Origin of the sequence: Ramlibacter sp. WS9 (assembly GCF_003797765.1) — a bacterium.
In the GTDB taxonomy this organism is placed as follows: domain Bacteria; phylum Pseudomonadota; class Gammaproteobacteria; order Burkholderiales; family Burkholderiaceae_C; genus Ramlibacter.
The window spans coordinates 84,965-109,052 of sequence record NZ_RKMB01000015.1 but is presented as its reverse complement, the minus strand read 5'-3'; the positions used below and the strand labels follow the sequence as shown (position 1 = coordinate 109,052).

The following is a 24,088-nucleotide window of genomic DNA, read 5'->3' as shown; positions in this document are numbered from 1 at the left end:
GTCATTTCCAGGGGTTGTAGGGGGTTTGCATGATGGCGGCGATCAACACCAGCCACACCAGCGTGACCGGGATGAAGATCTTCCAGCCCAGGCGCATGATCTGGTCATAGCGGTAGCGCGGGAAGGTGGAGCGCACCCACAGGAACATGGTGACGACCATGAAGGTCTTGATGCCCAGCCAGATCCAGCCGGGGATGAACGACAGGAACTCGAACGGGGGCAGCCAGCCGCCCAGGAACATGAGGACGGCCAAGATCGCGACCAACCACATGTTGGCGTACTCGGCCAGGAAGAACATGGCGAAGCTCATGCCCGAGTACTCGATCATGTGGCCCGCGACGATTTCCGACTCGCCTTCCACCACGTCGAACGGATGGCGGTTGGTCTCGGCCAGGCCGGAGACGAAATAGACGACGAAGATCGGCAACAGCGGAAGCCAGTGCCACGACAGGAAGTTGAGCCCCATCGACGTGCCGGTGCCCTTGGCCTGGCTCATCACGATGTCGGTCATGTTCAGGCTGCCCGACACCATCAGCACCACCACCAGGCAGAAGCCCATGGCGATCTCATAGCTGACCATCTGCGCCGAAGCGCGCAGCGCGCCCAGGAAGGCGTACTTGGAGTTGGACGCCCAGCCGGCGATGATGACGCCGTAGACCTCCATCGAGGTGATCGCCATCAGGAACAGCAGGCCGGCGTTGATGTTGGCCAGCGCGACGTCCGGGCCGAACGGGATCACGGCCCATGCGGCCAGGGCCGGCATGATGGTCATGATCGGGCCCAGGTAGAACAGGCCCTTGTTGGCCACCGTGGGCAGGATGATTTCCTTGGTCAGCAGCTTGAGCGCATCAGCGATCGGCTGTAACAGCCCCATGGGTCCGATGCGGTTGGGGCCGACGCGAATCTGCGTGAAGCCGATGGCCTTGCGTTCCCACAGCGTGAGGTAGGCGACAGCACCCATCAGCGGCGCGACCACGACGATGATCTTGATCAGCGTCCACGCCACCGGCCAGGCGGCAGCTGTCCACCAGCCGGCGTTGATGAGGCCGTTGCCGAAGCCCCAGATCTGGTCGATCATGCCGGCACTCCTTCACGCGCTTGCGCGTCTTGCACCACGGCAGCACGCGCATCGGCCGTGAGCTGGAGAGAAGGCGCTCGGCGCACGATGCCGTCGAGTTGGTAGATCGCGGCGGTCACTGGTTGGCCGGCCTGAGCTGATACGTTCACAGCCACCGACGTTGCGTTGTTCAACAGGTTGCCCTGGACATGGCTGGCCTTGACGTCTTGCGCACCGCGAGCAGCGACCAGAACCTCTTGCGCCGATTCGTGGGCGAAGCCGGGCAAGCCAAGCATGTTGGCAAGCACGCGCAGCACCTTCCAGCACGGACGCGCCTCGCCCAAGGGCTTGACGACCGCGTGGAAACCCTGGACGCGGCCCTCGGCGTTGACGAAGGTGCCGGGTGTTTCGGTGAAAGGCGCGATCGGCAGCAGCACGTCGCTGAATTCCAGGTTGGCCTTGAACGGGCTGAGCGTCACGACCATCTCGGCCTGACCCAGCGCAGCGGCTGCTTTCATGCCGGCGGCAGAGTCGAATTCGGGTTCGGTGTTCAGCAGGATGGCGGCCTTGAGGGCACCGCCCAGCATCTGCTGTGCGTTCAGGCCGCCAGCACCGGGCATGGCGTTCACGAGTTGAGCGCCGACAGTGTTGGCGGCTTCGGTGAGGAAGCCGACCGTCGCACCGGTCTGCTCGCCGATCCAGTTGGCGAGGGCGAGCAGGCCCGACGCGTTGGCGTGGTGTGCCGCGGCGTTGCCCAGCAGGATGGCCTTGCGCTCGCCGCCCAGCAGCGACTTGGCGATGGCCTTGGCGGCGTCGGTCGCGTTGCCTTGCGCGGGCGCGGAAGCGCCCTTCTCTGTTGCGACTGCGGCGGCCACGTCGGCCAGAGCCTGCGCCCAGTTCGACGCGGGCGTGATCACGGAAGAAGCAATGGACATGGCCCAATCGTTCTTCACATCGTGGATCACCGATACCGCCGCGCCCTTGCGCGTTGCCGCGCGCAGGCGCAGCGCAAACAGCGGATGGTCCTTGCGGAGGTTGGAACCGACGACCAAGGCGCGCTGCAGATTCGACAACGACGCGACGGAGGTGCCGAGCCAACGGACGCCGTCGTGCTTCGCAAATTCCGCGTTGCGCAGGCGGTAGTCGATGCTCTCGCTGCCCAGGCCGCGCACCAGCGCGCCAGCCAGGAACAACTCCTCGACCGTGCTGTGGGGGCTGACCAGGGCGCCGATGCTCTTGGCGCCGTGATCGGTCTTGATCTGCTTCAACCCGTTCGCCACGTATTCCAGCGCCGTCTGCCAGTCGACCGTCTTCCACTCGCCGCCCTGCTTGAGCATGGGCTGGGTCAGGCGGTCTGCTTCGTTCAGCGCTTCATACGAGAAGCGGTCGCGGTCGGCGATCCAGCACTCGTTGACTTCGTCGTTCTCGAAGGGCAGGACGCGCAGGACCTTGTTGTTCTTGACCTGGACGATCAGGTTGGCACCGGTCGAATCGTGCGGACTCACCGACTTGCGGCGCGACAGCTCCCAGGGGCGGGCCTGGTAGCGGAACGGTTTGCTGGTAAGCGCGCCCACCGGGCACAGGTCGATCATGTTGCCGGACACTTCGGAATCGACCGTGTCACCCAGCACCGTCGTGATTTCGGAGTGCTCGCCGCGATGGATCATGCCCAGTTCCATTACGCCGCCCACTTCCTGGCCGAAGCGCACGCAGCGGGTGCAATGGATGCAGCGGCTCATCTCTTCCATCGAGATCAGCGGGCCGACGTCCTTGTGCAGCACGACGCGCTTTTCTTCCTCGTAGCGCGAGGAAGAACCGCCGTAGCCCACGGCCAGGTCTTGCAGCTGGCATTCGCCGCCCTGGTCGCAGATCGGGCAGTCCAGCGGATGGTTGATCAGCAGGAACTCCATCACCGACTGCTGGGCCTTCAGGGCCTTGTCGCTCTTCGTGCGGACGATCATGCCGTTGGTGACAGGCGTCGCGCAGGCCGGCATCGGCTTCGGCGCTTTTTCCACGTCGACCAGGCACATGCGGCAGTTGGCCGCGATGGACAGCTTCTTGTGATAGCAGAAGTGCGGGATGTACGTGCCCGCCTTGTCGGCCGCATGCATGATCATGCTGCCTTCGGTGATCTGTACCTTCTGGCCGTCGAGTTCAATCTCTATCATGGAGCGCTCCGCGCTTCTGTTCTCACCCTCTCCCCTTGGGAGAGGGCCGGGGTGAGGGCTGCCCCGGCGACAGCTTTGTTAATCTTGGCTTCGAACTCGTGGCGGAAGTGCTTGATCATTGCGCGCACGGGCATCGCCGCCGCGTCGCCCAGGGCGCAGATGGTGCGGCCCTGGATGTTGTCGGCTACCGAGTTCAGCAGGTCCATGTCGCTCGGCTTGCCATGGCCATGGTGGATGCGGTCCACCACGCGCCAGAGCCAGCCCGTGCCTTCGCGGCAAGGCGTGCATTGGCCGCACGATTCGTGCATGTAGAAGTACGACAGGCGCAGCAGTGACTCCACCATGTCGCGCGAGTCGTCCATCACGATGACGGCGCCCGAGCCCAGCATGGAGCCGGCCTTGGCGATGGAGTCGTAGTCCATCGTGCAGGTGTTCATGATGTCGGCCGGCAGCACCGGCGCCGACGATCCGCCGGGGATCACCGCCTTGAGCTTGCGGCCCTTGCGCACACCGCCGGCGAGCTCCAGCAGCTTGGTGAACGGCGTGCCCAGCGGCACTTCGTAGTTGCCGGGCAGCTCCACGTCGCCGGAGACCGAGTAGATCTTCGTGCCGCCGTTGTTCGGCTTGCCACACTCCAGGTAGGCCTGGCCGCCATTGCGGATGATCCAGGGCACCGCCGCGAAGGTTTCGGTGTTGTTGATGGTGGTCGGCTTGCCGTACAGGCCGAAGCTGGCCGGGAACGGCGGCTTGAAGCGCGGCTGGCCCTTCTTGCCTTCGAGCGATTCAAGCAGCGCGGTTTCTTCGCCGCAGATGTAGGCGCCGAAGCCGTGGGCCGCGTGCAGCTGGAACGAGTAGTTGGAGCCCAGGATCTTGTCGCCCAGATAGCCCGCCGCCCTCGCCTCTTCCAGCGCTTCCTCGAAGCGGTCGTAGGTCTCGAAAATCTCGCCGTGGATGTAGTTGTAGCCTACGTTGATGCCCATCGCGTAGGCCGCGATGATCATGCCTTCGATGACGATGTGCGGGTTGAACTGCAGGATGTCGCGGTCCTTGCAGGTGCCCGGCTCGCCTTCGTCGGAGTTGCACACCAGGTACTTCTGACCCGGGAACTGGCGGGGCATGAAGCTCCACTTCAGGCCGGTGGGAAAGCCCGCGCCGCCGCGGCCGCGCAGCGCCGATTCCTTGACGGTGGCGATCACCTGGTCTTGCGTGAGGCCGACAACGCCCTCGGCGTTCACTTCGGTCAGGATCTTGCGCAAGGCCTGATAGCCGCCGCGCGATTCATAGTCCTTCAGGCGCCAGTTGGTGCCATCGAGATCCGCATAGATCTGCGGGTTGATGTGGCGGCCATGGAAGCACGTTTGCACGCCCGTGGCCTGGAATTGCGCCAGCACTTGATCGGCGTTCATGCTTGCTCCGCCTTCTTCAAACCATCGATCAGCTGGTCGAGCTTGTCGTCGCTCATGAAGCTGCACATCGTGCGGTCGTTCACCAGCATCACCGGCGAATCGGCGCAGGCGCCCAGGCATTCGGATTGCTGCAGGGTGAACATGCCATCGCGCGTGGTCTCGCCCATCGCGATGCCGAGGCGATGCTCCAGATGGCGCAGCGCACGCGCGCCGTCGCGCAGCTGGCACGGCAGGTTGGTACAGACGTTGAGCTTGTACTTGCCCACCGGCTTCTGGTTGTACATGTTGTAGAAGGTCGTGACCTCGTGCACGGCGATAGGCGCCATGCCCAGGTATTCCGCGACGATGTTCTCGCTGTCGCGGCTGACCCAGCCCTCTTCCTTCTGCACGATGGCCAGCAGGGCCATCACGGCCGACTGCTTCTGCTCGGGCGGGTACTTCGCGACTTCCTTGTCGAAGAGCGCTTTTGTCGATTCAGAAATCATCGGTCAATCTCTCCGAACACGATGTCCATGGTGCCGATGATCGCGACGGCGTCGGCGATCATGTGGCCGCGGCCCATCTCGTCAAGGGCGGCCAGGTGGGGAAAGCCCGGCGGACGGATCTTCAGGCGGTAAGGCTTGTTGGCGCCGTCGCTCACGATGTAGATGCCGAACTCGCCCTTCGGGTGCTCCACCGCCGCGTACGCCTCGCCGGCCGGGACGCGGAAGCCTTCGGAGAAGAGCTTGAAGTGGTGGATCAGCTCTTCCATGTTGGCCTTCATCGACTCGCGGTCGGGCGCGGCCACCTTGTGGTTGTCGGTGATCACGGGGCCGGGGTTGGCACGCAGCCAATCGACGCACTGCTTGATGATGCGGTTGGACTCGCGCATTTCCTGCACGCGCACCAGGTAGCGGTCGTAGCAGTCACCCGTCTTGCCGACGGGGATGTCGAAGTCCATGTGCTCGTACACGTCGTACGGCTGCTTCTTGCGCAGATCCCACGCGATGCCCGAGCCGCGCAGCATGGGGCCGGTGAAGCCCAGGTTCAGCGCGCGCTCCGGCGTCACCACGCCGATGCCGACGGTGCGCTGCTTCCAGATGCGGTTGTCGGTAAGCAGCGTCTCGTATTCGTCCACGTAGTGGGGGAAGCGCTTGGTGAAATCTTCGATGAAGTCAAGCAGCGAACCTGTGCGGTTCTCGTTGAGCCGCTTGATCGCGCGTTCGTTGCGGATCTTGTTGACCTTGTACTGCGGCATGCTGTCGGGCAGGTCGCGGTAGACACCGCCCGGGCGGAAATACGCCGCGTGCATGCGCGCGCCGGAGACAGCCTCGTACATGTCAAACAGGTCTTCGCGCTCGCGGAAGCAGTAGATGAGGATGTTCATCGCGCCGCAGTCCAGCCCGTGCGCGCCCAGCCACAGCAGGTGGTTCATCAGCCGCGTGATCTCGGAGAACATCACGCGGATGTATTGCGCGCGAACCGGCACTTCCAGGCCCATCATCTTCTCGATGGCCAGGCAGTAGGCGTGCTCGTTGCACATCATCGACACGTAATCCAGCCGGTCCATGTAGGGCAGCGACTGGATGTAGGTGCGCGTTTCGGCGAGCTTTTCGGTGGCGCGGTGCAAGAGGCCGATGTGCGGGTCGGCGCGCTGGATCACTTCGCCGTCCAGTTCGAGCACCAGACGCAGCACGCCGTGCGCCGCCGGGTGCTGCGGACCGAAGTTGAGGGTGTAGTTCTTGATCTCGGCCATCTCAGTGCAGGCCCCCATAGTTCTCTTCGCGGATGATCCGCGGCGTGATCTCTCGCGGCTCGATCGTCACGGGCTGGTAAATGACGCGCTGGCGTTCCGGGTCGTAGCGCATCTCGACGTGGCCCGACACCGGGAAGTCCTTGCGGAACGGGTGGCCGATGAAGCCGTAGTCGGTGAGGATGCGGCGCAGGTCGGCGTGGCCTTCGAAGACGATGCCGTACAGGTCGAACGCCTCGCGCTCGAACCAGTTGGCCGAGCTCCAGAGGCCGGTGAGCGAATCCACGACCGGCAGCTCGTCATCGGGGGCGAACACCTTCAGGCGCACGCGCTGGTTCAGGCTGACGGACAGCAGGTGGCTGGCCACGCAGAAACGCGCGCCCTCCCAGCGGCCGTCGCCCCACTCGGAGTAATCGAGCCCGCACAGGTCGAGCAGCTGTTCGAACTGGCAGCCGGGCGCGTCGCGCAACAGCTGGGCGGCGGCCAGGTAGTCGGCAGCGGCCACCGTGACGGTGAGCTCGCCCAGGCGCAGCTCGACGCTCTTGGCCAGGGCGCCCAGCGTGGACGCGAGCACTTCCTTGAGCTCTTCGGGCTTGACGGCGAAGGGGGTGTTCAGCGGCATGTCGTTCATGCCCTGGCAATGGTTTGCGTGCGGCGGATCTTTTGCTGCAGCTGGATGATCCCGTAGAGCAAGGCTTCCGCCGTGGGCGGGCAGCCCGGCACGTACACGTCGACCGGCACGATGCGGTCGCAGCCGCGGACCACCGAATAGCTGTAGTGGTAGTAGCCGCCGCCATTGGCGCACGAGCCCATGGAGAGGACCCAGCGCGGCTCCGGCATCTGGTCATACACCTTGCGCAGCGCCGGCGCCATCTTGTTGCACAGCGTGCCGGCGACGATCATCAGGTCGGACTGACGGGGGCTGGGGCGAAACAGCATGCCGAAGCGGTCGATGTCGTAGCGCGCCGCACCGGCGTGCATCATCTCCACCGCGCAGCACGCCAGGCCGAACGTCATCGGCCAGAGCGAGCCGGTCTTGGCCCAGTTGACGACCGAGTCCACGGTCGTGGTGACCATGCCCTTTTCGAGAATGCCTTCGTTGGCCATAGTTATTCCTTGGGGTGCGCGAGCAGCGGGATCACTCCCAGTCGAGCGCGCCCTTTTTCCATTCGTACACGAAGCCCACGACGAGGATGGCCAGAAAGACCATCATGGCCCAGAAGCCGGCGGGGCCGATTTCCTTCAGGGCGACCGCCCAGGGGAAGAGGAAAGCGATTTCCAGGTCGAACAGGATGAAGAGGATCGCGACCAGGTAGTAGCGCACGTCGAACTTCATGCGCGCGTCTTCGAAAGCTTCGAAGCCGCATTCATAGGGGGAGTTCTTTGCCGCGTCAGGCTTCTGGAAGCCCATCAGGCTGCTGAAGGCCCAGCCCAGCACCTGGGGCAGGACGCCGACCGCAACGCCGACAAGGATGAACAGGAGGACAGGGAGGTACTGGTCTAAGTTCATCTTGAGGGCTGTAATCCGCACTTTGACCCGCCGATGCGTCCCGGCGGGATTTTCTTGTTTGGTGCCGTCGGCGAGACTCGAACTCGCACAGCTTTCGCCACTACCCCCTCAAGATAGCGTGTCTACCAATTTCACCACGACGGCGGTTTTTTCCTGCCCGGGTGGGCATGAGGAATCTCGCGATTTTTAGCTTCCCGGACAGCCTTGGAGTTTACCCTTAAATACAGGCCCTTCTCCACCTGCGGAATCTATGTTTGCGTCACTTGACTGGGATCAAGCCGGCACCCGACGCGGCAGGCGCTGCCGGAGCGGGAACCGTGGACGTAGCGGGCGCGGGTGCCGCGGTGCCGGGAATCTGCGCTGCGCCTGACGCTGCAGGCGCCGGGGCAGTGGCAGGCGCGCCGGCCCGGTCGAGCACACTACCCGACTCGGGTGCACGCAAGTTGCCGAAGTAGGCGAGCGCCAGCGTGCAGGCGAAAAACACCGCCGCCAGCACAGCCGTGGTGCGGGACAGGAAGTTGGCGCTGCCGCTGGCGCCGAACAGGCTGCCCGAGCTGCCGCTGCCGAAAGCAGCACCCATGTCGGCGCCCTTGCCGTGCTGGATGAGGATGAGGCCGATCATGCCGAGCGCCGTGAGCATCTGCACGGCGAGGACGACGGTAAGCAAAACGTTCATTTCCTGTTTACTCCTGATTCTTGTGACGGACGGCGCCTAGCGCGCGGCCCCGACGATTTGCAGAAAGTCCGCCGCCTTGAGCGAAGCGCCGCCGACGAGCCCGCCATCGATGTCGGGTTGCGCCAGCAGGGCCGCCGCGTTGGCCGCGTTCATGCTGCCGCCGTAGAGAAGATGGATGCGGCCCGAATGTTCGGTCGCCGCCTTGAGCTGCGCTCGCAGCAGCGCGTGCACCTGTTGGGCCTGCTCGGGCGTAGCCGTGCGGCCGGTGCCGATCGCCCAGACCGGCTCATAAGCCACGACGATCTCGCTGATGCAATGCCCGTTGGTGTGGATCACCGCGGCCATTTGGCGTTTGACCACCTCTTCGGTCTTGCCACCCTCGCGTTCCGCCAGCGTTTCGCCGACGCAGACGATGGGCGTGACGCCCGCCGCCAGCGCGACGCGCGCCTTCTCGGCCACCAGCGCGTCGGTTTCGCCGTGGTATTGCCTGCGCTCGGAGTGGCCGACGATGGCGTAACGCACGCCGAATTCCTTCAGCATCGCCGCCGACACTTCGCCGGTGTACGCGCCGCGCTCGTGCTGCGACACGTCCTGCGCGCCCACTTCCAGCGCGGAACCGGTACGCAGCATCTGCACCTGCGCGAGATACGGGGCCGGCACGCAGACGGCCACCGTGCATGCGGCGTCCTTCATGCCGGCGATGACGGCGCGCACCAGCGCGTCGTTGGCGGCCAGGTCGCCGTTCATCTTCCAGTTGCCGGCGATGAGTTTCTTTTTCATTTCTGTTCAGCCCAGGTGAGCACGATCTTGCCGACGTGCTGGTTGGACTCCATCAACTCGTGGGCCTTGGCGGCATCGGCTGCCGGGAACACGCTGTGAATCACGGGCTTGATGGCGCCGCTTTCCAGCAGCGGCCACACCTTGGCCTGGAGCGAACGCGCGATGTCGGCCTTGAATTCGATCGAGCGCGGCCGCAGCGTCGAGCCAGTGATGGTGAGGCGCTTGCGCAGCACCAGGCCTGCATTGAATTCCGCCTTCGTGCCGCCCTGCACTGCGATGATGACGATGCGGCCGTCCTCGGCCATGCAGCCGACTTCGCGCGCGACGTAGGCACCCGCGACCATGTCGAGGATGACGTCGACGCCCTTGCCGCCCGTGAGGCTCTTCACCTCCTCGGCAAAGTCCTTCGTCTTGTAGTTGATCGCGTGATCAGCGCCGAGTTTCACGCAGGCGTCGCACTTGTCGTCGCTGCCGGCGGTGGCGATCACCCGCGTCGCAGGCGCGTTCACGCCATCGCCCAGCGCCTTGGCCAATTGGATCGCCGTCACGCCGATGCCGCTCGTGCCGCCCTGGACCATGAACGTCTCGCCGGCCTTCAGACGACCGCGATCGAACACATTGCTCCAGACGGTGAAGAAGGTTTCGGGCAGCGAAGCCGCCTCGATGTCGCTCAGGCCCTTCGGCACGGGCAGGCATTGGCCGACAGGCGCAACGCACAGCTCGGCGTAGCCGCCCCCGGCAACCAGCGCGCAAACGCGGTCGCCCTTCTGGAAGCCGGCCGCGGCCATGGCTTGCGCGTCGCCATCGACGATTTCGCCGGCCACTTCGAGCCCCGGGATGTCAGAGGCGCCCGGCGGCACCGGGTAATTGCCCGTGCGCTGCAGGACGTCCGGGCGGTTGATGCCGGAAGCGGTGACCCGTATCAGGAGCTCGCCCGCGCCCGGCACAGGCGCGGGACGCTCGCCCAGGCGCAGCACGCCGGGCGGCCCGTACGAGCTGATCTCGACGGCTTTCACTCTTGCGGTTCGACCGGTGCTTGTTGCGGTTCGCGCGGCTGCTGGTCGCCACGCGGCTGACGGTCTTCGCGCGGCGGGCGATCTTCACGCGGGCCACGGTCACCGCGCGGGCCGCGATCTTCGCGGGGCTGGCGGTCTTCACGCGGGGCGCGGTCCTGGAAATCGCCGGCCGGACGGTCCAGCAGCGCCTTCATGGACAGCTTGACGCGGCCCTTTTCGTCCGTCTCGAGCACCTTGACCTTGACGATCTGGCCTTCGCTCAGGTAGTCGGTGACTTTTTCCACGCGCTCATGGGCAATCTGGCTGATGTGCAGCAGGCCGTCCTTGCCGGGCAGCAGGTTGACCAGGGCGCCGAAGTCGAGGATCTTGGTGATCGGGCCTTCGTAGACCTTGCCGATTTCCACTTCCGCGGTGATCTGCTCGATGCGCGCCTTGGCAACGTCGGCCTTGGCGGCGTCGGTGGCGGCGATGGTGATGGTGCCGTCTTCCTCGATGTTGATCTGGCAGCCGGTCTCTTCGGTCAGCGCGCGAATGACGGCGCCGCCCTTGCCGATCACGTCACGGATCTTCTCGGGGTTGATCTTCATCGTGTAGAGCTTGGGCGCGAAGCTGGAGACTTCGGTGTTGGCCGAGCCCATGGCTTCCTGCATCTTGCCCAGGATGTGCATGCGCGCTTCCTTGGCCTGGGCCAGGGCGACCTGCATGATTTCCTTGGTGATGCCCTGGATCTTGATGTCCATCTGCAGCGCCGAGATGCCGTTGGTGGTGCCAGCGACCTTGAAGTCCATGTCGCCCAGATGATCTTCGTCGCCCAGGATGTCGGTCAGCACCGCGAAGCGGTTGCCTTCCTTGATGAGGCCCATGGCGATGCCGGCCACGTGGGCCTTCATCGGGACGCCCGCGTCCATCAGCGACAGGCAGCCGCCGCAGACCGACGCCATCGACGACGAGCCGTTGGATTCGGTGATCTCGGACACGACGCGCATCGTGTAGGGGAATTCGTCCTTGCTCGGCAGCACGGCGATGAGCGCGCGCTTGGCCAGGCGGCCGTGGCCGATTTCGCGGCGCTTGGTGGAGCCCATGCGGCCCACTTCACCGGTGGCGAAGGGGGGCATGTTGTAGTGGAACATGAAGCGGTCTTCGTATTCGCCCATCAGCGCGTCGATGCGCTGCGCGTCGCGCTCGGTGCCGAGCGTCGTGACGACCAGCGCCTGCGTCTCGCCACGCGTGAACAGCGCCGAGCCGTGGGTGCGGGGCAGCACGCCGGTGCGGATTTCGATGGGGCGCACGGTGCGAGTGTCACGGCCGTCGATGCGGGGTTCGCCGGCCAGGATCTGGTCGCGCACGATCTTCGCCTCGACGGCGAACAGCAGGTCGCCCAGCTTGCCGGAGTCGAATTCGCCGCCGTCGGCCTTCAGGGCTTCGACGATGGAAGCGTTGGCTTCGCGCAGAGCCTGGGTGCGGGCCTGCTTGCTGCGGATCTGGTAGACCGCGCGCAGCTTGGGTTCGGCAATGCCGTTGACCTTGGCGATGAAGGCCTCGTCCTTGGCGGGCGCTTGCCATTCCCACACCGGCTTGCCCGCGTCGCGGACCAGCTCGTGGATGGCGTTGATGGCGATGTTGCCCTGCTCGTGGCCGAAGACCACGGCGCCCAGCATGATTTCTTCGGACAGCTGCTGCGCTTCCGATTCGACCATCAGCACGGCGGCTTCGGTGCCGGCGACGATCAGGTCGAGCTGGGAATCCTTGCGCTGGGTCTGGCCCGGGTTCAGGACGTATTCGCCGTTGATGTAGCCCACGCGCGCGGCGCCGATGGGGCCGGCGAACGGGATGCCGGAAATCGCCAGCGCGGCGCTGACGCCGATCATCGCGGCGATGTCGGCGTCAACTTCGGGGTTCAGCGACAGCGTGTGGATGACGACGTGCACTTCATTGAGGAAGCCTTCGGGGAACAGCGGGCGGATCGGGCGGTCGATCAGGCGGCTGGTCAGCGTCTCGTGCTCGCTGGGCTTGGCTTCACGCTTGAAGAAGCTGCCGGGAATCTTGCCCGCGGCATAGGTCTTCTCGATGTAGTCGACGGTCAGCGGGAAGAAGTCCTGGCCCGGCTTGGCGGACTTGGACGCCACCACGGTCGCCAGGACCACAGTACCTTCGATATCGACGACGACGGCGCCGCCCGATTGCCGGGCGATCTCGCCGGTTTCCAGCTTGACGGAGTGGGCGCCCCACTGGAACGTCTTGGTGACCTTGTTGAAAATGCTCATGTTGATCTTTCCTTGTGCTTGCGGGACAGATCAGGATTGCTTGCAATCTGCTCTGTCCCCACTGACTAAGGGTGCATCAGGCTGCACCGGGATGCCCGGAGAGGCGGTGTCGAACACGATGCCATTCCATCAAGAGCCTCGCCGGGCTGCTGGTGGAATGACACAGCGCGTATTCGTCTTGCCGTCTCCGAAGTACAAAGCGCCTGAGCTAGGGTGAACTAACTCAGGCGCTCATGTGATTCTTGCCCAGTCTTACTTGCGCAGGCCCAGCTTGCCGATCAGCGCGGTGTAACGCTCAGCGTCCTTGCCCTTCAGGTAAGCCAGCAGGCTCTTGCGGCGGTTCACCATGCGCAACAGGCCGCGGCGGCCATGGTGGTCCTTGGCGTGGGTCTTGAAGTGCGGGGTGAGTTCGTTGATGCGGGCGGTGAGCAGTGCGACTTGCACTTCGGGGCTGCCCGTGTCGGATGCGCTGCGCGCGTTGGCCTTGACGACTTCGGCCTTGTTCAATGCGGTCATTGGGTTTCCTTGAATGTTTTAACTTGCGTTGGTGGCTGGAATGGCTGCCAACGTGCGCCCTGCGAAATGCAAAGCCTCGGAATTATACAACGCCCCCCGAAGCTACTTGCCCGCCGCCAGCCAACGCCCCAGCCGTTCCACGCCCTGCCCCAACCGGGCAACGTCTTTTGAAGCAAAGCACCAGCGCAGCCACCCCTGGGCCTCGGGCGCGAAGGCATTTCCGGGCGCCAGGCCCAGCCCCGCCTCCACCACCAGCCTTTTGGCCGTTTCCAGCGAGTCCTTGTAACCGTTGAGCTTGAAAAAGGCGTACATGCCGCCCTTGGCCGGCTCGAGTTCGACCTGGGGCAGCGCCTGCAGCAACGGGACTAGGGTGTCGCGGCAGGCCTTCAGGTGCGCCACGACCCGCGGCGTGACCTCTTCCGTGCGCTGCAAGGCCACGATCCCGGCCCTCTGGGTAAAGACGCTGGCGCAGGACGTGTTGAACTCCACGAGCTTGCCCATGTGCGGCGTGAGGGTGGCGGGCATGACCAGCCAGCCCAGCCGCCAGCCGGTCATGAGGAAGCTCTTTGAAAAACTGTGCGCCACCACCAGCCGGTCGTCGGGCGAAGCGACATCGAGGAAGCTCGGCGCACAGCGGTTCGGCGTGTCTTCGAAGTAGAGCCGCTCGTACACCTCGTCCGCGAGGATCCACGTGCCGGTCTTGCGGCAGTGCGCCAGGATGGCTTCCTGCTCCGCACGGGTCAGCGTCCAGCCCGTCGGGTTGTTGGGCGCATTGACGATCAGCAGCCGGGTCCCTGGTGTCACGGCATCCAGCAATTCCTGCACGTCCAGTGTCCAGCGCCCGCCCTCGGGCCGCAACGGCACGCATCGGAGCTTGGCGCCCATGATGAGTGGCTGGGCCGTGAGGTTCGGCCAGACAGGAGTGACGCACACCACGTCATCGCCGGCATCGACCAGCGCCTGCACAGCCAGCATCAGGGCATTGACGCCACCTGACGTGATGGCGATGCGGTCGGCCGTCACGCGCGGGTGCAACGCGCTGGTGTAGCCCGCGACAGCCTCGCGCAGCTCGGGCAAGCCCAGGTTGTGCGAGTAAAAAGTCTCTCCCTTTTGCAGCGATTCGATAGCTGCATCACGGATGAACTGGGGCGTGACCTCGTCGCTTTCGCCGAACCAGAAGGCCAGCACGTCACTGCGGCCCATGCCCGCGTTCGCGACTTCACGGATGCGGGACTCTTCGAGGTTCTGGATGGCTTGGCGCATGGATGGTGGCGGCTGGTGGAGCGCGCAGTATCAACCAGCGCGCGCCATCTTGCAGGTGGAGGGCATTTCTGCCATGCCCGGCTGGATGGTCTTGATCACCCGGAACCCGTAGCCCGAACCTTCCACGTCGAACTTCACGCCGGGCGTGCCCTGGCGGTCCATCATGCCCACGACCAGCGGCTGCTGGAACTGGTGATCGGCCGCCCGCATCGCGCCGCGCTGGCCGTGGAAGCTGACCGTGACTTTTTCCAGCGCCGTCGCGACGGCCGCCGCATCGACGCTGCCCGCCTTCTCGACGGCTTGTGCCAGCGCCTCGATCATCAGCTGCATGCGCATGTGGACGTAGTCGTCCGCGGGCTTGGGATAGCGCTGGCGGAACGCCTGGTAGAAGGCCTCGCTCTGCGGCGTCGGCACGTTGGGAAGCCAGTCGGCCACCGCGACGATGCGGCCGGCGCCCGCGTCACCGATGGCGGCCGGCGCGCCCAGTGCGTTGCCGTAGAAGGTGTAGAACTTGCCGTCGAAGCCCGCTTCACGCGCGGCCTTCACGAGGAGCGTCAGGTCGCTGCTGAAGTTGCCGGTGATGATCGCGTCGGCGCCGGTGGCCTTGATCTTCGCCGCATACGGCGCGAAGTCCTTGATGCGCATCAGCGGGTGCAGCTCGTCGCCGACGATCTGCACGTCGGGCCGCTGCGCGCCGAGCTGGCGGCGCGCCTCGCGCAGCACCGCCTGGCCGAAGCTGTAGTCCTGGCCGATCAGGTAGGCGCTTTTCACGCCCCGGTCTTCGCGCAGCACCTCCATAAGGGCGGCCATGCGCATGTCCGCGTGGGCGTCGAAACGGAAGTGCCAGAAGCTGCACTTTTCGTTGGTGAGGATGGGATCGACCGCGGAGTAATTCAGGAAGACGACGCGCCGCGCCGGCTCGCGTTCGTTGTGCTTGTTGATGGCGTCGATCAGCGCTGCCGCCACTGCCGACGAATTGCCTTGCAGGATGAACTGCGCGCCATCGTCGATAGCTGAACGCAACGTCGAGAGCGCTTCCTCGATCTGGCCCTTGCTGTCGTAGCGCTCCAGCGCGAGGCGCCGCGCACCGCCCGGCAGCTTCACGCCGCCGCGCTCATTGACGCGCTCCACGGCCCAGACGAGGTTGCGGAACACCGCTTCGCCGCCGTTGGCGTTGCCGCCCGACAGGCCTTCGATCATCGCCAGCTTGATCGGCGCCTGGGGGCTCTGGGCCCAGGCGAAGGCCGGCGCACATAGCGATGCGGCCAGCGATTTCAAGACCCGGCGGCGCTGATTTTTCACTCTTGATTTCCCTTGAAAACGGATCGCGCGGGCACAGATGGGAGGCATGCGGCGATCACGGTTGAAAGCCGCGCAGTGTAGCCGGGGACAGCGGAACAAAACCCGCCGTCTCCACCTCGTTTCAAGCCAAGGAGATCACCATGTTTTTCGCCCCCGTTGTCCGCACCCGCGCCGCTGCCCCGTCGTTCCGTTCTTTTGACCGCAGCTTCGAGCGTTTTGTGAACGATGCCTTCTTTACCGGCACCGCAACGCCGGGCTTCAAGGTCGAACAGGACGACAAGGCCTGGACGGTCACGCTGGACCTGCCCGGTGTCGCCCGTGAAGAGCTGGCCATCAGCATCGAAGGCGCCATCGTGCGCATCGAGACCAAGGCCGAAGCCAAGCGCTCCTTCAAGGCCGCTTACGAGCTGCCGCAGGAGATCGACGTCGCCAACACCGGCGCCAAGCTCGAGAACGGCGTGCTGACGCTGACGCTGGCCAAGCAAGTGCCGGTCAGCAACGTCCGCACCATCGAAGTCAAGTAATCACACGCCGCTGCGCACCAGCGGCGCTTTCAAAACCTCGGTCAGCGTCGCCTGGCTCTCCAGCAGGTGCGCGCGGGCCTCGTGGCTCATCGGCCGGCCGAGCGCACGCTGGATGCCCGCCAGCAGCTGCGTCGCCTTCTCGCGCTGCAGGCTGCGGGCGTCCGCCGGCGCCCTGCCCGACGGCCGCACCAGCATGCCGGCCATGCGCCTCAGGTGTTCGCGCTGCAGGTTGCGGCGCGCGGGGCTGATGTCGCCGCCCTTCGCCAGCTCGCTCCAGATGGCGGATTGCAGATTCGCGTAGAGCTCGTGCAGCGGCAATGCGTCCTCTGCACGGCGCAGCTTCTCGCGTGAGTTGAGCAGGCGCGCGGCCACCACGTCGGACATCAGCTGATCGAGCGCCGCCGTCTGCAGGCCCAGCAGTCGAGCGGAGATCGAAATGTCGGTGCGGTCGCCGCGGAAGTGGTCGACGCCGAGGCGGCTGACCAGCTCGGGCGAGAAAACAAAGCTCTTGGCCTGGAACAAACTATCCGACACGAGCTTCAACGCCTGCCGCTGCCGAGGGGCCGGCACCGGCGTGAAAGTCGCCCTGCCCGTTCCCGCGCGGTCGCGCAGGAACGTCGTGCCGCCCACGTATTTCACGGCCACGGGCACCGCCCGCGCGAACTGGCGGAACCCGTATTCGAAGCTGCGCCGCAGCGACTCATAGCTGCCGCCCGGCTGCAATTGCCGCGTCTGGAGCCGGTCCCACAATTCGCGCGACATGGACAGTCGCTTGTCGACATAGACCAGCGGGTCCGAGCCCAGGTCGAAGGTGTTCACGTCCGGGTCTGCCACCTGCGAAGCGGACGCGTCTTCGTCCGTTCCGTAAGCCAGCCGAGGTTCCGTCGAGCGCGAAGCGATGCGCGCGAGTTCCCCGGTCTCCTTCGCCGGGTCGAGCTGTGCGTACGCGTATTCGACCGCCCAGTAGTCGTACGGGCCCAGCGTCGTCATGACGTACTCGCCTTGCGGCTCGCCCTTGACCGACAGGTTGAACGGCACATAGTCCATGATGGAGCCGGCCATCCCGTTCGCCTGCGTGAACGTCTTGTCCTGCAGCTGCTTCAGGTTGTAGATGGTGGACGACCGGAAGTTGTGCCGCAGCCCCAGCGTGTGCCCGATCTCATGAATGATCGTGGACTTGACGTAAGCCTGTGCCAGCGCCTCGGCCTGCGGGCTGCCCATGTCGATGTCGCCGCGCGCGTCGAGCAGCTCGAGCGCGAAGCCCATTTCCATGGAAGCCTCATGCGAAAAATGGCAGTCCGCGCCGTGCTGGTGGTCCATGCTCGTGGGCGACAAATCATCGGTGGCCACGCGCCGTGCACCACGTGCGAACACGTCGGACATGCCGATGTCGGCGTCGAGGATTTCTCCGCTGCGCGCGTCCACGCGTGACGGGCCGATGGCAAAGCCGACGTCGGCCCCGACGAACCAGCGGATCGAAGCGTGCCGCGCATCGAGCGTGTCGAAGCTGTCGCCATCTTGCTGCTGGCGCACCGCGATGGCGTCCTTGAAGCCGATCTTCTCGAACGCCTTGTTCCATTCCAGCACGCCATCGGCCACGCTCTGGCGGTACTTCTGCGGGATGTTCTTGTCCAGCCAGTACACGATGGGTTGCTTCGGCTCGGACAGGGCCGCGGCGGGATCCTTCTTCTCGAGCCGCCAGCGGTTCACGTAGTGCCGTGCCGTGTCGGGCTTGATGTCGTCGCTGAAGTCGTGGCTGGTCGTCACGAAGTGGCCGACGCGGTCATCCGCGAGGCGCGGGCGCATCGGCTGCTCCGGCAGCGGCGCGAAGTTGTAATAGAAGCCGACGAACAGGCTGCGCGGATCGGGCGTGGTCTGCGGCGGGGACGGCATCGGCACCGGCGGAGGGGTCAGCGGCGGAGCGGAAATACGTGCCACCGAGAAATGCGTGTTGACCAGGAAGCCGGTCAGCGCGGCGTCGACATCGAGCTTGGAAAAGCTGGTGTTGGCCCGGTCCACGGTGTAGTTGAGCCGGTAGGCGTTTTCAAGCCGTGTGGAATACCCGGCGACGTCGTTGAACAGCAACGCCGAAGCATCCACCAGGATCGCCTGGGTGTCGCGGTGCGGCGAGCTGAGCACCGGTGCGCTGCCGATCAGGCTGTCCGAAAACGCCTGGGCCACGGCCCGGGCATGCGGGGTGCCCGGCGTGGCGTAGAACGCGGTGTTCTTCGCGATGAGCTGCACCTGGTTGCCGATCTTCCGGAACTCCGCCTGGTAGCTGCGGCCCATCTGGCTGCCGTAGAGGCCGCGCTCGCCGACGCTGTTCGCCACGTTCCACGAGAAAAAGAACGGCTTGCCGAACTGCTCCGGCCGAATTTCCAGCCAGACCTTTTCGTCCTTCTGGTGCAGTGTGAAGAAGCCCTTGAGCTCGGCGGCGTCGCGGACGATCTCCCGGAATGGCTTCAGGGGCGTAACGGGAGGCGGGATTGCCGGCGCTGCCGGGGCAGCAGCGGGCGCGGCGGGGCTAGCAGGCGCCGATGCCGGCGCCGCCGGCGGTTCGGGCTGCTGGGCCCGTGTGGTCCCCAGCGCACACAGCAACATCAGCCCGGCGGCAGTGGTGCCGATCCGGCGATTCATCAAGTCCATCTCGCGTCTCCATCGTTTGGCTCTATTGTCCGGCTGCGCCGGCCAGCGAGTCCAGCCCCCAACGGGGCTTGACGTCGAACGCATAGTCAAAATTGGCCTGTTCGCGGCCGCTTTGCAACCGCATGGCGGCCGCCATGGCGATCATGGCACCGTTGTCGGTGCAGAACTCGAGCTCCGGGTAATGCACTGTCGCGCCGCGCCGGGCGCAAGCGGCATTGAGTTCCGCGCGCAGCGACGTGTTGGCGCCGACGCCGCCGGCAATCACGATGCGCCGCAAGCCCGTGCGGTCCAGCGCCGCCACGGACTTCCTGACCAGCACTTCCACGATCGCGGCCTGTGTGGACGCCGCCAGATCGGCCTTGCGCGCTTCCAACTCGTCGCCCAGCTTCTTTGCCTGCGTGAGCACGGCCGTCTTCAACCCCGCAAACGAAAAGTCGAGGTCACCGCTGTGCAGGAGCGGGCGCGGCAGTTTGAACGCCGATGGGTTGCCCTGCCCCGCCAGCCGCGACAGCGCAGGCCCGCCCGGATAGCCCAGCCCCATGAGCTTGGCCGATTTGTCGAAGGCCTCGCCGGCGGCATCGTCGATGGTTTCGCCCAGCAGCGTGTAGCGCCCGACGCCCCCGACTTCCATCAATTGCGTGTGCCCCCCCGATACCAGGAGGGCAATGAACGGAAATTGCGGCGGATCGCTGCCGAGAAACGGCGACAGCAAGTGGCCCTCAAGATGGTGCACGCCCAGCACCGGTTTGCCGAGAGCTGCACCCAGGGCACACGCCACGCCCGCACCAACGAGCAGCGCACCGGCCAATCCCGGCCCGCGCGTGTACGCCACCACGTCCAGGTCGGACAGCCGTGCACCAGTGTCGCGCAGCACCGCCTCGGTAAGGGGCAGAACGCGCCGGATGTGGTCGCGGCTGGCTAGCTCAGGCACCACGCCGCCATAGGCCTGGTGCATGTCGATCTGGGTATGGAGCGCCTGGCCGCGCAGCGTCGGCAACCCCGCGCCGCGCGATTCGACCAGCGCGACACCTGTTTCGTCGCAAGAGGACTCGATACCCAGTACAAGCATGGAGCGAGTTTAGGCGAACCTTCCCCCCCGGAGGGTGGGGGTCACATCCATCTGGCTCGAATCTTGCGCAATGCCCTGCATGACGCCTTCGCAGTCCCTCCGTATCGTGGTGATCGCACCAGATTCGCTCGTTCCCGATTCGACGGACGAGCACGAGGTCGAGCAGGCGGAGCGTTCGCGCCTGCTGCGCATCAGCCTGCTCGAGAACGGCTACAACATCATTGCCGTCCTGCCGACGGACACTTTCCTCGGCGAGCGTATCGCCCAGCTGCAGCCGGACATGATCGTGGTGGACGCGGAAAGCGCGGCACGTGACGCGCTGGAGCACGTGGTGATGGCCACGCGCGACGCCCGGCGGCCGATCGTGCTGTTCACCAACGACGAAGACACCACGCACGTGAAGGACGCCGTGGCGGCGGGCGTGTCGGCATACATCGTGGCGGGCCTCGCGCCCGACCGGATCCGCCCCATTCTGGACGTGGCGATGGCGCGGTTCCAGCACGAACAGCAGTTGCGCCGCGAGCTGGCGGACGCGCGGTCCGAGCTGCAGGAGCGCAAGGTGATCGACCGCGCCAAGGGACTGCTGATGCAGCGCCAGGGCCTCTCCGAGAAAGAAGCCTACGAGAAGCTGCGCAAGACCGCGATGGACCGCGGCCTGAAGCTCGGCGACGTGGCGCAGCGCATCCTTGACGTGGCCGATCTGCTGGCGTGAATTCAGCGTTTCGACGCTGGGCCGCCCCAAGGCGAAACAGCGCCCTCGGGGGGCAGCGCGGCAACGCAGTTGCAAGCGTGGGGGCACCATCTGGTGCGCACGTTTTAGTGCACCGCACAAAACGAGTGCGCACCCTCCAGTGGTGCATTCACCTCCTTCGTACCCCGCACCAAACCTACGCATCATGCTATTCAAACAATAGCTAACAGGGGCCCGGAACACCTGGCACAGCTATTGCATTATCCCTCCCAAGAACCAACGAAGGTTCGCTGACCGCAACCGCTTCAAAGGCGAAGCAGCTCGCAGGTCAACCTGGACGAAGGCGTCCCCACCAACACGGTGCCGTGTTGCGTGAGGGCGCCTTTTTTTGTTTTGTTTTTTCAATTCGTTTGGAGACGAATACGTGATGACCGATCTCTTGAAAACCAAACTCTCGCGCCGCAGTGTCCTGCAGGCCGCCGCCGTCGGCGCCGTGGGCATCTCCCCCGCCCTGCGCAGCGTCGTCTGGGCCGCGGGCTCGGACAAGCCCGAGAAAGAAGAAGTCAAGATCGGCTTCATCCCGCTCACCGACTGCGCCAGCGTGGTGATGGCCTCGGTGCTGGGCATCGACAAGAAGTACGGCGTCAAGATCACGCCCAGCAAGGAAGCGAGCTGGGCCGGCGTGCGCGACAAGCTCGTCAACGGCGAGCTGGACATGGCCCACGTGCTGTGGGGCCTGATCTACGGCGTCCACATGGGCACCAGCGGCCCCAAGAAGGACATGGCGGTCCTGATGAACCTGAACCACAACGGCCAGGCCATTACGCTGTCCAAGAAGCTCGCCGAGAAAGGCGCCGTGGACGGCGCCTCGCTGGCGAAGCTGATGCAGACGGACAAGCGCGAGTACACCTTCGCCCAGACCTTCCCGACCGGCACCCACGCGATGTGGCTGTATTACTGGCTCGCGACGTACGGCATCAACCCGATGAAGGACGCCAAGGTCATCACCGTGCCGCCGCCCCAGATGGTGGCCAACATGCGCGTGGGCAACATGGACGGCTACTGCGTGGGCGAGCCCTGGGGCCACCGCGCCATCATGGACGGCATCGGCATCACCGGCGTCACCACGCAGGACATCTGGAAAGACCATCCTGAGAAGGCGCTCGGCACCACTGCGGACTTCGTCAAGAAGTACCCCAACACCGCGCGCGCCGTCACGGCCGCCATCCTGGAAGCCGGCAAGTGGATCGACGCCGGCCTGCAGAACAAGATGAAGATGGCCGAGACGGTGGCCGACAAGTCCTACGTCAACACCGGCGTGGACGCGATCAACCAGCGCATCCTGGGCCGCTACCAGAACGGCCTGGGCAAGACCTGGGACGACCCGAACCACATGAAGTTCTACAACGACGGCATGGTGAACTTCCCCTACCTCACCGACGGCATGTGGTTCCTCACGCAGCACAAGCGCTGGGGCCTGATCAAGGAGCACCCCGATTACCTGGGCATCGCCAAGCAGATCAACCAGATCGACGTGTACAAGGACGCCGCTTCGCTGGCGAAGGTCAACGTGCCGAAGGACCCGATGCGCACCGCCAAGATGATCGACGGCGTCGTGTGGGACGGCAAGGACCCGAAGAAGTACGCGGACTCGTTCAAGGTCCACGCCTGAGTTTGCATTCAATTCCCGAGGAGACAAACATGGTCAGCGCAGTATTTCATTCCCCGCTCGAGAAGGCGCCCACGGCGCCGTCCGTCCCCGTCCGCGAGGCCAAGCCCGCCATGAAGACAGTGGCGGCTAACACCGCGGCCCCCGTCGAAGCACCGGCAGCGTTTCGCCCGTCCTTCGACTGGCGCGGCCTGTGGCTCAAGGTGCTGCCACCGTTCTTCGGCATGGGCTTCCTGGTGGGCATCTGGGCCATCATCTCGATGAACAGCGCCAGCGGCTTTCCGTCGCCGACCGACACCTTCAAGCAGGCGGTCGACGTGTTCAGCGACCCGTTCTACTCCAAGGGCCCGAACGACCAGGGCATCGGCTGGAACGTGCTGTCCTCGCTCAAGCGCGTGGCCTTCGGCTTCGGCATGGCGGCGGCGGTAGGTATCCCGGCCGGCTTCCTGATCGGCCGCTTCACCTTCCTGTCGCGGATGTTCAACCCGCTGATCAGCCTGCTTCGCCCGGTCTCGCCGCTGGCCTGGCTCCCGATCGGCCTGATGGTGTTCAAGGGCGCCAACCCGGCCGCCATCTGGACCATCTTCATCTGCTCCATCTGGCCGATGATCATCAACACCGCCGTCGGCGTGCAGCGCGTGCCCAGCGACTACATGAACGTGGCGCGCGTGCTCAATCTTTCCGAGTGGAAGATCGTCACCAAGATCCTGTTCCCCGCCGTGCTGCCTTACATGCTCACCGGCGTGCGGCTGGCCGTCGGCACGGCGTGGCTGGTGATCGTCGCGGCCGAGATGCTGACCGGCGGCGTCGGCATCGGCTTCTGGGTGTGGGACGAGTGGAACAACCTGAACGTCAAGAACATCATCATCGCGATCTTCACGATCGGTCTGGTGGGCCTGATCCTGGAATTCGCGCTGATCAAGCTCGCGACTGCATTCACGTTCGAAGAAGTAAAGACCTGAGGAGACAGACATGAGCGCCAACCTGACCACCAAATACATCCAGATCGAAGGCGTCGAGCAGACCTTCAAGACGAGCAAGGGCCCGTTCGTCGCCTTGCGCGACATCAACCTCACGGTCGCCAAGGGCGAGTTCGTCGCGCTGATCGGCCACTCGGGCTGCGGCAAGTCCACGCTGCTGAACCTGATCGCCGGGCTCACTACGCCGACCCAGGGTCACCTCATCTGCGCCAACCGCGAAATCGCCGGCCCGGGCCCGGACCGCGGCGTGGTGTTCCAGAACCACTCGCTGCTGCCGTGGCTGACCTGCTTCGAGAACGTCTACCTGGCGGTCGAGCGCGTCTTCGGCGCCGCCGAAAGCCGCAGCCAGCTCAAGGCGCGCACCGATGCCGCGCTGGCGCTGGTTGGATTGACCCCGGCGGCACAGAAACGTCCCGGAGAGATCTCCGGTGGCATGAAGCAGCGCGTGGGCATCGCACGCGCGCTGTCGATGGAGCCCAACGTGCTGCTGCTGGACGAACCGTTCGGCGCGCTGGATGCATTGACCCGCGCCAAGCTGCAGGACGAGCTGCTGCAGATCGTCGCCAAGACACAGAGCACCGTCGTGATGGTCACGCACGACGTGGACGAAGCCGTGCTGCTGTCGGACCGCATCGTGATGATGACGAACGGCCCCGCCGCGACGATCGGCGAAGTGCTCGCCGTAGAGCTGCCGCGCCCGCGCGACCGGATCGCGCTCGCCGAAGACCGCAACTACGTGCACTACCGCAAGGCGGTCATCGACTTCCTCTACACCCGCCAATCCCATGTGGAGAAGCTCGCCGCCTAAGAGCATGACCC

At 65.1% G+C, this 24,088-nt stretch carries 22 protein-coding genes and 1 tRNA gene; 5 read left to right on the top strand and 18 right to left on the bottom strand.

Annotated features, from left to right (window positions below; genetic code table 11):
* Position 1: 1 nt before the first annotated feature.
* From nuoH to EEB15_RS21090, 16 genes are all read right to left on the bottom strand, one after another.
* Positions 2-1,078 (bottom strand): NADH-quinone oxidoreductase subunit NuoH, encoded by a 1,077-nt coding sequence (nuoH, locus tag EEB15_RS21165; protein ID WP_141511867.1) that lies wholly within the window; start codon positions 1,076-1,078, stop codon positions 2-4.
* Positions 1,075-3,225: an NADH-quinone oxidoreductase subunit NuoG gene (nuoG, locus tag EEB15_RS21160; RefSeq protein ID WP_141511866.1), complete on the bottom strand. Its 2,151-nt coding sequence runs from the start codon at positions 3,223-3,225 to the stop codon at positions 1,075-1,077. Before nuoG ends, nuoH begins: the two co-directional genes overlap by 4 nt.
* Positions 3,222-4,631, bottom strand: coding sequence for an NADH-quinone oxidoreductase subunit NuoF (nuoF, locus tag EEB15_RS21155; protein ID WP_141511865.1), 1,410 nt, complete (start codon positions 4,629-4,631; stop codon positions 3,222-3,224). Before nuoF ends, nuoG begins: the two co-directional genes overlap by 4 nt.
* A complete protein-coding gene (nuoE, locus tag EEB15_RS21150) occupies positions 4,628-5,116 on the bottom strand; it encodes an NADH-quinone oxidoreductase subunit NuoE (protein ID WP_141511864.1) in 489 nt (162 codons plus the stop codon). The genes nuoF and nuoE overlap by 4 nt, the downstream gene beginning before the upstream one ends.
* The gene (locus tag EEB15_RS21145) at positions 5,113-6,366 is read right to left on the bottom strand and encodes an NADH-quinone oxidoreductase subunit D (RefSeq protein ID WP_141511911.1); all 1,254 of its coding nucleotides are present in this window, start codon (positions 6,364-6,366) and stop codon (positions 5,113-5,115) included. The genes nuoE and EEB15_RS21145 overlap by 4 nt, the downstream gene beginning before the upstream one ends.
* Position 6,367: 1 nt before the next feature.
* Entirely contained in the window at positions 6,368-6,985 is a 618-nt protein-coding gene (locus tag EEB15_RS21140) for an NADH-quinone oxidoreductase subunit C (protein WP_141511912.1), read from the bottom strand.
* A gap of 5 nt (positions 6,986-6,990) precedes the next feature.
* Positions 6,991-7,470 (bottom strand): NADH-quinone oxidoreductase subunit B family protein, encoded by a 480-nt coding sequence (locus EEB15_RS21135; protein ID WP_141511863.1) that lies wholly within the window; start codon positions 7,468-7,470, stop codon positions 6,991-6,993.
* Positions 7,471-7,501: 31 nt separating this feature from the next.
* Positions 7,502-7,873 (bottom strand): NADH-quinone oxidoreductase subunit A, encoded by a 372-nt coding sequence (locus EEB15_RS21130; protein WP_141511862.1) that lies wholly within the window; start codon positions 7,871-7,873, stop codon positions 7,502-7,504.
* Between the two features lie 59 nt (positions 7,874-7,932).
* A tRNA-Leu gene (locus EEB15_RS21125) sits at positions 7,933-8,017 on the bottom strand.
* A gap of 115 nt (positions 8,018-8,132) precedes the next feature.
* Positions 8,133-8,549, bottom strand: coding sequence for a preprotein translocase subunit SecG (gene secG / locus EEB15_RS21120; RefSeq protein WP_141511861.1), 417 nt, complete (start codon positions 8,547-8,549; stop codon positions 8,133-8,135).
* A gap of 36 nt (positions 8,550-8,585) precedes the next feature.
* A complete protein-coding gene (gene tpiA / locus EEB15_RS21115; RefSeq protein ID WP_141511860.1) occupies positions 8,586-9,329 on the bottom strand; it encodes a triose-phosphate isomerase in 744 nt (247 codons plus the stop codon).
* Positions 9,326-10,345 carry an NAD(P)H-quinone oxidoreductase gene (locus EEB15_RS21110; protein WP_141511859.1) on the bottom strand — a complete coding sequence of 340 codons (1,020 nt, stop codon included), beginning with the start codon at positions 10,343-10,345 and terminating at the stop codon, positions 9,326-9,328. The genes tpiA and EEB15_RS21110 overlap by 4 nt, the downstream gene beginning before the upstream one ends.
* A complete protein-coding gene (gene pnp / locus EEB15_RS21105; protein ID WP_141511858.1) occupies positions 10,342-12,609 on the bottom strand; it encodes a polyribonucleotide nucleotidyltransferase in 2,268 nt (755 codons plus the stop codon). Before pnp ends, EEB15_RS21110 begins: the two co-directional genes overlap by 4 nt.
* 252 nt (positions 12,610-12,861) lie before the next feature.
* Positions 12,862-13,125 carry a 30S ribosomal protein S15 gene (rpsO, locus tag EEB15_RS21100; RefSeq protein ID WP_141511857.1) on the bottom strand — a complete coding sequence of 88 codons (264 nt, stop codon included), beginning with the start codon at positions 13,123-13,125 and terminating at the stop codon, positions 12,862-12,864.
* A 102-nt stretch (positions 13,126-13,227) separates the two neighbouring features.
* Positions 13,228-14,388, bottom strand: coding sequence for a pyridoxal phosphate-dependent aminotransferase (locus EEB15_RS21095; RefSeq protein ID WP_141511856.1), 1,161 nt, complete (start codon positions 14,386-14,388; stop codon positions 13,228-13,230).
* 30 nt (positions 14,389-14,418) lie between these two features.
* Positions 14,419-15,738, bottom strand: a complete 1,320-nt coding sequence (locus tag EEB15_RS21090) for a branched-chain amino acid ABC transporter substrate-binding protein (RefSeq protein WP_141511855.1) — start codon at positions 15,736-15,738, stop codon at positions 14,419-14,421.
* 92 nt (positions 15,739-15,830) lie between these two features.
* Here EEB15_RS21090 and EEB15_RS21085 point away from each other — a divergent pair, with 92 nt between their 5' ends.
* The gene (locus tag EEB15_RS21085) at positions 15,831-16,214 is read left to right on the top strand and encodes an Hsp20/alpha crystallin family protein (RefSeq protein WP_141511854.1); all 384 of its coding nucleotides are present in this window, start codon (positions 15,831-15,833) and stop codon (positions 16,212-16,214) included.
* Here EEB15_RS21085 and EEB15_RS21080 read toward each other — a convergent pair whose 3' ends face one another.
* Positions 16,215-18,860, bottom strand: coding sequence for a zinc-dependent metalloprotease (locus tag EEB15_RS21080; RefSeq protein ID WP_233259565.1), 2,646 nt, complete (start codon positions 18,858-18,860; stop codon positions 16,215-16,217).
* A gap of 22 nt (positions 18,861-18,882) precedes the next feature.
* Positions 18,883-19,929 (bottom strand): tRNA (adenosine(37)-N6)-threonylcarbamoyltransferase complex transferase subunit TsaD, encoded by a 1,047-nt coding sequence (tsaD, locus tag EEB15_RS21075; RefSeq protein ID WP_141511853.1) that lies wholly within the window; start codon positions 19,927-19,929, stop codon positions 18,883-18,885.
* Between the two features lie 79 nt (positions 19,930-20,008).
* On the opposite strand from tsaD, the gene EEB15_RS21070 reads away from it, so the two are divergent.
* From EEB15_RS21070 to EEB15_RS21055, 4 genes are all read left to right on the top strand, one after another.
* Positions 20,009-20,641, top strand: coding sequence for an ANTAR domain-containing response regulator (locus tag EEB15_RS21070; protein WP_141511852.1), 633 nt, complete (start codon positions 20,009-20,011; stop codon positions 20,639-20,641).
* Between the two features lie 406 nt (positions 20,642-21,047).
* Positions 21,048-22,292 (top strand): CmpA/NrtA family ABC transporter substrate-binding protein, encoded by a 1,245-nt coding sequence (locus tag EEB15_RS21065; RefSeq protein WP_141511851.1) that lies wholly within the window; start codon positions 21,048-21,050, stop codon positions 22,290-22,292.
* Positions 22,293-22,321: 29 nt separating this feature from the next.
* Positions 22,322-23,251, top strand: a complete 930-nt coding sequence (gene ntrB / locus EEB15_RS21060; protein WP_141511850.1) for a nitrate ABC transporter permease — start codon at positions 22,322-22,324, stop codon at positions 23,249-23,251.
* A 10-nt stretch (positions 23,252-23,261) separates the two neighbouring features.
* Positions 23,262-24,077 carry an ABC transporter ATP-binding protein gene (locus tag EEB15_RS21055; protein ID WP_141511849.1) on the top strand — a complete coding sequence of 272 codons (816 nt, stop codon included), beginning with the start codon at positions 23,262-23,264 and terminating at the stop codon, positions 24,075-24,077.
* The last annotated feature ends 11 nt before the right edge of the window (positions 24,078-24,088 follow it).